At 70.2% G+C, this 7,504-nt stretch carries 7 protein-coding genes and 1 pseudogene; all 8 read right to left on the bottom strand.

Annotation, left to right across the window (positions count from 1 at the left end):
* Positions 1 to 49: 49 nt before the first annotated feature.
* Positions 50 to 736, bottom strand: a pseudogene (locus AB0D04_RS41855) (primosome assembly protein PriA); the annotation flags it as partial.
* A gap of 133 nt (positions 737 to 869) precedes the next feature.
* On the bottom strand, positions 870 to 2,078 hold the full coding sequence (gene metK / locus AB0D04_RS41850; protein WP_362712659.1) for a methionine adenosyltransferase: 1,209 nt from the start codon (positions 2,076 to 2,078) through the stop codon (positions 870 to 872).
* A 253-nt stretch (positions 2,079 to 2,331) separates the two neighbouring features.
* Positions 2,332 to 3,582: a bifunctional phosphopantothenoylcysteine decarboxylase/phosphopantothenate--cysteine ligase CoaBC gene (gene coaBC / locus AB0D04_RS41845; protein WP_362712658.1), complete on the bottom strand. Its 1,251-nt coding sequence runs from the start codon at positions 3,580 to 3,582 to the stop codon at positions 2,332 to 2,334.
* 137 nt (positions 3,583 to 3,719) lie between these two features.
* Complete coding sequence (rpoZ, locus tag AB0D04_RS41840) at positions 3,720 to 3,992, bottom strand: DNA-directed RNA polymerase subunit omega (RefSeq protein WP_039649019.1); 273 nt, start codon at positions 3,990 to 3,992, stop codon at positions 3,720 to 3,722.
* Positions 3,993 to 4,079: 87 nt separating this feature from the next.
* Positions 4,080 to 4,700, bottom strand: coding sequence for a guanylate kinase (gene gmk / locus AB0D04_RS41835; protein WP_362712657.1), 621 nt, complete (start codon positions 4,698 to 4,700; stop codon positions 4,080 to 4,082).
* Positions 4,701 to 4,737: 37 nt separating this feature from the next.
* The gene (locus AB0D04_RS41830) at positions 4,738 to 5,061 is read right to left on the bottom strand and encodes an integration host factor (protein ID WP_362712656.1); all 324 of its coding nucleotides are present in this window, start codon (positions 5,059 to 5,061) and stop codon (positions 4,738 to 4,740) included.
* A 214-nt stretch (positions 5,062 to 5,275) separates the two neighbouring features.
* Complete coding sequence (gene pyrF / locus AB0D04_RS41825; RefSeq protein ID WP_362712655.1) at positions 5,276 to 6,124, bottom strand: orotidine-5'-phosphate decarboxylase; 849 nt, start codon at positions 6,122 to 6,124, stop codon at positions 5,276 to 5,278.
* On the bottom strand, positions 6,121 to 7,230 hold the full coding sequence (locus AB0D04_RS41820; protein ID WP_362712654.1) for a quinone-dependent dihydroorotate dehydrogenase: 1,110 nt from the start codon (positions 7,228 to 7,230) through the stop codon (positions 6,121 to 6,123). Before AB0D04_RS41820 ends, pyrF begins: the two co-directional genes overlap by 4 nt.
* Positions 7,231 to 7,504: the final 274 nt, after the last annotated feature.

Below are 7,504 nucleotides of genomic sequence, written 5' to 3'. Positions count from 1 at the left end.
CCAAGGAGCCCTACGGCGTCGGCCTGGACAAGAACGACAAGGCCCTGCGTGAGGCGATCACCAAGGCGCTGGACTCCCACGGCCAGTGCGGCCCCGGCAGCGCGCTCCACACCGCGCGCGGCGAGCCCCCGCGCGCGAGCGCATCCAGGAACGCGGGCCCCTCCGGATAGCGCTCCCAGCTCGCCAGGGAGGGCACCGCGGGCGGTGGCGGCGGCGTGGGAAACCGCTCCGCCTCGGCACGGGCATTACGCGGCGGAATGGCCAGCTGCAGCACATCGGCGAGCGAACCGGCGTAGCGGTCGGCGACCGCCCGGCACAGCGCCAGCAGCGGCGGAGAGAGCACCGGCTCCGGCGAGACGACCTGCGTGAGCGCCGCCAGCGGCCCGCGATAGTCCGACTCGGCGATGCGCTCGACGATGTAGCCGTCGAGCAGCCCCCCGCCCTCGCGCCGCCCCTCACGCACCTTGCCGGTCCCCGCCCCGAAGCGCACCCGCACCCGCACCCCGGGCTGCGCCTCCTCGTCCATCGCCGCGGGCACGGCGTAGTCCCACAGCTTGTCCAGATGCACCGGCCCCTTGTCCACCAGCACCCGCGCCACCGGCAGCTCCCCGGCCAGCGCCGCCCCCCGCCACGTCCGCGGCTTGGCCCGTGGCGCCTTCGCCTTCCGCACGGTCTCCCGGATCAGCGCCAGCTGCTCGCCCCGCTCCCCCGGATCCCGCCCGTTCTCACTGCTCACAGCACCAGTCTTAGCAGACGGCACTGACAGCGGCCGCCGCCCGAAGGCGGCCGCACCACGAGCCCGGACACGCTTCTGGCCCCGTACCGCGGTGTGCGGTACGGGGCCAGAGAAGGTGCGTGGGGGCGGGTGCTTACAGCCCCGCAGCCTTCTTCAGGGCCTCCACCCGGTCCGTCCGCTCCCAGGTGAAGTCCTCCAGCTCGCGGCCGAAGTGGCCGTAGGCGGCGGTCTGGGCGTAGATCGGACGGAGCAGGTCGAGGTCGCGGATGATCGCGGCCGGGCGGAGGTCGAAGACCTCGCCGATGGCCTGCTCGATCTTCTCGACGTCGACAGCGGCGGTGCCGAAGGTCTCGACGAAGAGGCCGACGGGCTCGGCCTTGCCGATGGCGTAGGCGACCTGGACCTCGCAGCGGGACGCGAGGCCGGCGGCGACGACGTTCTTGGCGACCCAGCGCATGGCGTAGGCGGCCGAGCGGTCGACCTTGGACGGGTCCTTGCCGGAGAAGGCTCCACCGCCGTGGCGGGCCATGCCGCCGTAGGTGTCGATGATGATCTTGCGGCCGGTCAGGCCGGCGTCGCCCATCGGGCCGCCGATCTCGAAGCGGCCGGTCGGGTTGACCAGCAGGCGGTAACCGTCGGTGTCCAGCTTGATGCCGTCCTCGACGAGCTGGTTGAGGACGTGCTCGACGACGAACTCGCGGATGTCGGGTGCCAGGAGGGAGTCGAGGTCGATGTCCGAGGCGTGCTGGGACGAGACGACGACGGTGTCGAGGCGGACGGCCTTGTGGCCGTCGTACTCGATGGTGACCTGAGTCTTGCCGTCGGGGCGCAGGTAGGGGATGGTGCCGTTCTTGCGGACCTCGGACAGGCGGCGCGACAGGCGGTGCGCGAGGTTGATCGGGAGCGGCATCAGCTCCGGGGTCTCGTCGCACGCGTAGCCGAACATCAAGCCCTGGTCGCCCGCGCCCTGCCGGTCCAGCTCGTCGTCATCGCCCTCGACGCGGTTCTCGTACGCGGTGTCGACACCCTGGGCGATGTCCGGGGACTGCGCGCCGATGGACACCGAGACGCCACAGGAGGCGCCGTCGAAGCCCTTCTTGGACGAGTCGTACCCGATGTCCAGGATCTTGTTGCGGACAAGGTTGGGGATGTCGGCGTACGCCTTGGTCGTCACCTCGCCGGCCACGTGGACCAGGCCGGTGGTGATCAGCGTCTCGACGGCGACCCGGGAGGCCGGGTCCTCCTTGAGGAGGGCGTCGAGAATGGTGTCGCTGATCTGGTCAGCGATCTTGTCGGGGTGGCCCTCGGTGACGGACTCCGAGGTAAACAGGCGGCGGGACACATCGCTCCCTGGGGTTGCAGCGGCTGCTGGCTGATCATTGGCGGAAGGGCCGAGAGCTGCGCTCGGCCCGATCCACGGCCAGTTTATCGGTCGTATGTGACGTTCGGGCACGCAGTCTCGATTTATGGACCCCCCGTGACCTGGGACACCACGGCCCGCCGTAGGACGATCACCTCAGGAAGGCGGTCGGGTCAAGGGGACACGCCGTTGTTTATGGGGCCGACGGGGCCATCTGGGGGCGATATCCAGCCGCTCAGGCGGGGGGCTCCGACAGCCGTGGCACGACAAGGTCCCAGATGATTTCGGCCAGGGCTTCCTTGGGTCCGTACGGCACCGGGGTCTCGGTGCCGTCTGCGGCGAGGATCACCGCCTCGTTCTCGGCCGAGCCGAAGGCCTTGTGCTCGCCGACCTCGTTGACGACCAGCAGGTCGCAGCCCTTGCGGGCGAGTTTGGTGCGGCCGTTGGCGAGGACGTCGTCGGTCTCGGCGGCGAAGCCCACGACCACCTGCCCGGGGCGCATCCGTTCGGCGGAGAGCTCGGCAAGGATGTCCGGGTTACGGACGAGGGTGACCGGTTCCGGCTCCTCGCCGTCGATCTTCTTGATCTTGCCTGTGGTGTAAACGGCGGGCCGGAAATCGGCCACGGCGGCGGCCATGACGATCGCGTCGGCTTCCGTCGCGGCCTTCAGTACGGCCTCGCGGAGCTGTCGCGCCGTGCCGATGTGGACGACGTCCACGCCGGCCGGGTCGGTCAGCTCGGTGTTGCCCGCGACGAGGGTGACCCGGGCACCGCGGGCCGCCGCGGCGCGGGCGAGGGCATAGCCCTGCTTGCCGGAGGATCGGTTGCCCAGGTAGCGGACGGGGTCCAGGGGCTCACGGGTGCCGCCGGCCGTCACGACGACGTGGCGGCCCGCGAGGTCCTGGGTGAGGGCCTGGCCGCCACGGGCCGGGTTGCTCCTCCGCAGGACGTGGCGGCAGAGGTCGAAGATCTCCACCGGGTCGGGGAAGCGGCCCTTGCCGGTGTCGACGCCGGTCAGACGGCCGACCGCGGGCTCGATGACGACGGCGCCGCGACGGCGCAGCGTGGCGACGTTCTCCTGGGTGGCGGGGTGCTCCCACATCTCGGTGTGCATCGCGGGCGCGAAGATCACCGGACAGCGGGCGGTGAGGAGCGTATTGGTCAGCAGATCGTCGGCGAGGCCGTGGGCGGCCTTGGCCAGCAGGTCGGCGGTGGCCGGGGCGACCACGACGAGATCGGCGGCCTGGCCGATGCGGACGTGCGGGACCTCGTGGACGGACTCCCACACCTCGGTGCCCGCCGGGTTGCCGGACAGCGCGGACCAGGTGGCCTCGCCGATGAAGTGCAGCGACGCCGCGGTCGGCACCACCCGTACGTCGTGCCCGGACTCGGTGAGCCGCCGCAGCAGCTCGCACGCCTTGTAGGCGGCGATGCCGCCGCTGACGCCCAGGACGACCCTGGGCCGGTCCTGCTCCTGCTTGCCCATCGCTTCAGCGCTCCCCGAGCTCGGTTCCGTACGTAGGCGCACGGAGGGATGTCCGGTGTCCCATGTCCCTTGTCCCTATGACACACCAAGGGCCCGGCGGTCGTCCCGCCGGGCCCTTGGTGAGGATGCTGTGCCGCTTACTGTGCCGGGCCCTCGATGGCCTCGGAGGTCAGCAGACCCGCGTTGATCTCGCGCAGCGAGATCGACAGGGGCTTCTCGTGGACGTGCGTGTCGACGAGCGGGCCGACGTACTCGAGCAGGCCCTCGCCGAGCTGCGAGTAGTAGGCGTTGATCTGGCGCGCGCGCTTTGCGGCGTAGATCACAAGGCTGTACTTCGAGTCGGTGGCCTCGAGAAGCTCATCAATTGGCGGATTGATGATGCCCTCGGGTGCGGTGATGGAAGAGGACACTCTCTGCCTTCCGAAAGGGGATGAAGCCGGGGTGAAGCATAAACGCAAAGATGTGACGTCCGGAGATCCGCCGGACATTCCGCGGGGTCAGCCGCTGCTGTCCCCGTCCCCAGATCGATGCAGCATGAAGGCTAGCAGCTCACGGCTGACCGCCTCGACGGAGGTGTTGACGAGGGTCACATCGAATTCCGTCTCCGCGGCCAGTTCGACCTTGGCGGCCGCCAGACGGCGCTCGATGACCTCGGGTGCCTCGGTGCCCCGTCCGGTGAGCCGGCGGACCAGCTCGTCCCAGCTGGGCGGGGCCAGGAAGACCAGATGAGCTTCCTCCATGGAGGTGCGGACCTGGCGGGCGCCCTGCAGATCGATCTCCAGCAGGACCGGCTCCCCGGCCTCGAGACGGTCCAGGACCGCCTTGCGCGGGGTGCCGTAGCGGTTACCGGCGAACTCGGCCCATTCCAGCAGCTCGCCGTTGGCGATCAGCTTGTCGAATTCCTCGTCCTCGACGAAGAAGTACTGGACGCCGTGCCGCTCCCCGGGGCGCGGCTTGCGGGTGGTGGCCGACACCGAGAGCCAGACCTCGGGATGGACCTTGCGCAGATGCGCGACGACCGTGCTCTTACCGACCCCCGAGGGGCCGGAGAGCACGGTCAGTCGCGGTTGTCTGACCGGGGGTGCGGGGGTTACCCCCCGGGAGACTGCAGAACTCATGCAGCGATTATTCCAGCTTCCGGCAGTGCCGGAAAACTCAGGAAGCAGCGCCGCCGAACTCCTTCTCCAACGACGCGATCTGGTTGGAGCCAAGACCCCGTACGCGGCGGCTCTCGGAGATCCCGAGCCGCTCCATGATCTGCTTGGCGCGGACCTTGCCGACGCCGGGCAGGGACTCAAGGAGCGCGGAGACCTTCATCTTGCCGATGACGTCGTTCTCCTGGCCCTGCTTGATGACCTCATGGAGGGAGGCACCGGAGTGCTTGAGCCGATTCTTGACCTCGGCGCGCTCCCGGCGAGCCGCGGCGGCCTTCTCGAGCGCGGCTGCGCGCTGTTCAGGGGTAAGGGGCGGAAGAGCCACGCCTACGTCACCTCGGATGTCGAACTGTCGGATACGGACCGGTGTGGAACCTAGTCGCCCCGCACCTGCGGAGCAACGAACAACGCGCTTACGTGCGGTGCTCTCGACGGAGACTAGCGGGCAAGTGCGCCGGAGTCAGCGAGAACAGACGAAAAGTCCTGGTCAGACTCTGCTGACCCGGACAATTCGGGACCAAAACACCTGCCGGAGACCCTTACAGGACCTCTTGATCGACCGCCGCTCGCACTTCGTCGGCGAATCGGGCCGCCGCGGCACGCAGAGCCGCGGTGTCCGGGCCGTGCCGGAGCACTCCGCGGCTGACGCTCGGGACGACATTGCGCACGGCGGCCCCGAAGACCGTCGGGAGGTCGGCGGGGGTGGCGCCCTGTGCGCCGATGCCGGGCGCGAGCAGCGGGCCGTTGATCGCCAGATCGAACGAGGAGAGATCGCCGAGCGTGGCGCCGACGACCGCACCGAAGGAACCCAGCGGCTCGGCGCCGGCGTTCTCGTCGGCGAGGTGGCCGAGCATGGTCGCGGCGAGGGTGCGGCCGTCCTCGCGTACCGCGCGCTGGACCTCGGTGCCCTCCGGGTTCGAGGTGAGGGCGAGGACGAAGAGTCCGGCGCCGCTCTCGCGGGCCAGGTCGACGGCCGGCTGCAGCGAGCCGTAGCCGAGGTACGGGGAGACGGTGAGCGCGTCCGAGAACAGCGGCGAGTCCTTGCGCAGGTAGGTCTCGGCGTACGCGGCCATGGTGGAGCCGATGTCGCCGCGCTTGGCGTCCATCAGGACCAGGGCGCCGCGCTCGCGCGCCTCCTCGACGGCGGTCTCCAGGACGGCGATGCCACGCGAGCCGAAGCGCTCGAAGAACGCGGACTGCGGCTTGAAGACCGCGACCTGCTCGCCGAGGGCCTCCACGACGGTACGGGTGAAGCGGGCCAGGCCCGCGACGTCGTCGTTCAGGCCCCAGTCGGCCAGCAGGGAGGCGTGCGGGTCGATGCCGACGCAGAGCGGGCCGCGCTCGTCCATCGCACGGCGCAGACGGGTGCCGAAGGGCTCCAGAGTCATGCGGTCACCTTCTTGTGCTCGGCGCCGACCGCGTCGGCGAGGGTGGCGTACGGGCTGTTGCGCAGGCGGGCGGCGAGGCCCTTGTGGATCGCGCGGCACCAGAACGGGCCCTCGTAGATGAAGGCGCTGTAGCCCTGGACGAGGGTGGCGCCGGCGAGGATGCGCTGCCAGGCGTCCTCCGCGGTGGTGATGCCGCCGACACCGATGAGGGTGATCCGGTCGCCGACGCGCGCGTACAGCCTCCGCAGGACCTCCAGCGACCGCTCCTTGACGGGGGCGCCGGACAGGCCGCCGGTCTCGGCGATCAGCTCCGGGGCGGAGGTCAGTCCGAGGCCCTCGCGGGCGATGGTGGTGTTGGTGGCGATGATGCCGTCCAGGCCCAGTTCGAGGGCGAGGTCGGCGACCGCGTCGATGTCCGCGTCGGCCAGGTCCGGGGCGATCTTGACCAGCAGCGGGACGCGGCGGTCGGTGACCGTACGGTCGGCGGCCTCGCGTACGGCGGTGAGCAGCGGGCGCAGGTGGTCGACGGCCTGGAGGTTGCGCAGCCCCGGAGTGTTCGGGGAGGAGACATTGACGACCAGGTAGTCGGCGTGGCGGGCGAGGCGCTCGGTGGAGGTGACGTAGTCGCCCACCGCCTCTTCCTCCGGGACGACCTTGGTCTTGCCGATGTTGACGCCGACGGTGGTCCTGAAGACCGGGTTACGGGCGGCCAGGCGGGCCGCCACGGACGCCGAGCCCTCGTTGTTGAAGCCCATGCGGTTGATCAGCGCGCGGTCCGGGACAAGCCGGAACAGGCGCTTTTTGGGGTTGCCGGGCTGGGCCTGGGCGGTGACGGTGCCGATCTCGACATGATCGAAGCCGAGCATGGTCATGCCGTCGATGGCGATCGCGTTCTTGTCGAAGCCGGCGGCCAGCCCGAACGGGCCGTGCATCCGGCGGCCGAGCGCCTCGGTACGCAGCTCCTTGTAGCGGGGCGCGAGGGCGGCGGCGATGAACGTGCGCAGGACGGGGATGCGGGCGGCGCGGCGGATCCAGGAGAAGGCCAGGTGGTGGGCCTGCTCGGGGTCCATGCGCTTGAAGATCAGGTGGAAGAAGAGGCGGTACATACGGGACGGAGCCTTCCGCGGACGAGGGTCGGGCTCATGAACAGGGCCCATGAACGAGGACTCATGAAGAGGGGGACACCGGTTGGTGTCCCCCTCCTGGGCCCTACTCCTCGCGGGCCGCGGTGAGCTGCCGCGCGTGTTCCTGGAGGGAACGCACACCGACATCGCCGCGGGACATCGCCTCGATGCCTTGTACGGCGGCGGCGAGTGCCTGGACGGTGGTCAGGCAGGGGATGCCGCGGGCGACGGAGGCGGTGCGGATGTCGTAGCCGTC

It is taken from the genome of Streptomyces sp. NPDC048483 (assembly GCF_040651455.1).
In the GTDB taxonomy this organism is placed as follows: Bacteria; Actinomycetota; Actinomycetes; order Streptomycetales; family Streptomycetaceae; genus Streptomyces.
The sequence above is the reverse complement of the archived record's forward strand: the minus strand, read 5'-3'. Positions and strand labels throughout refer to the sequence as shown.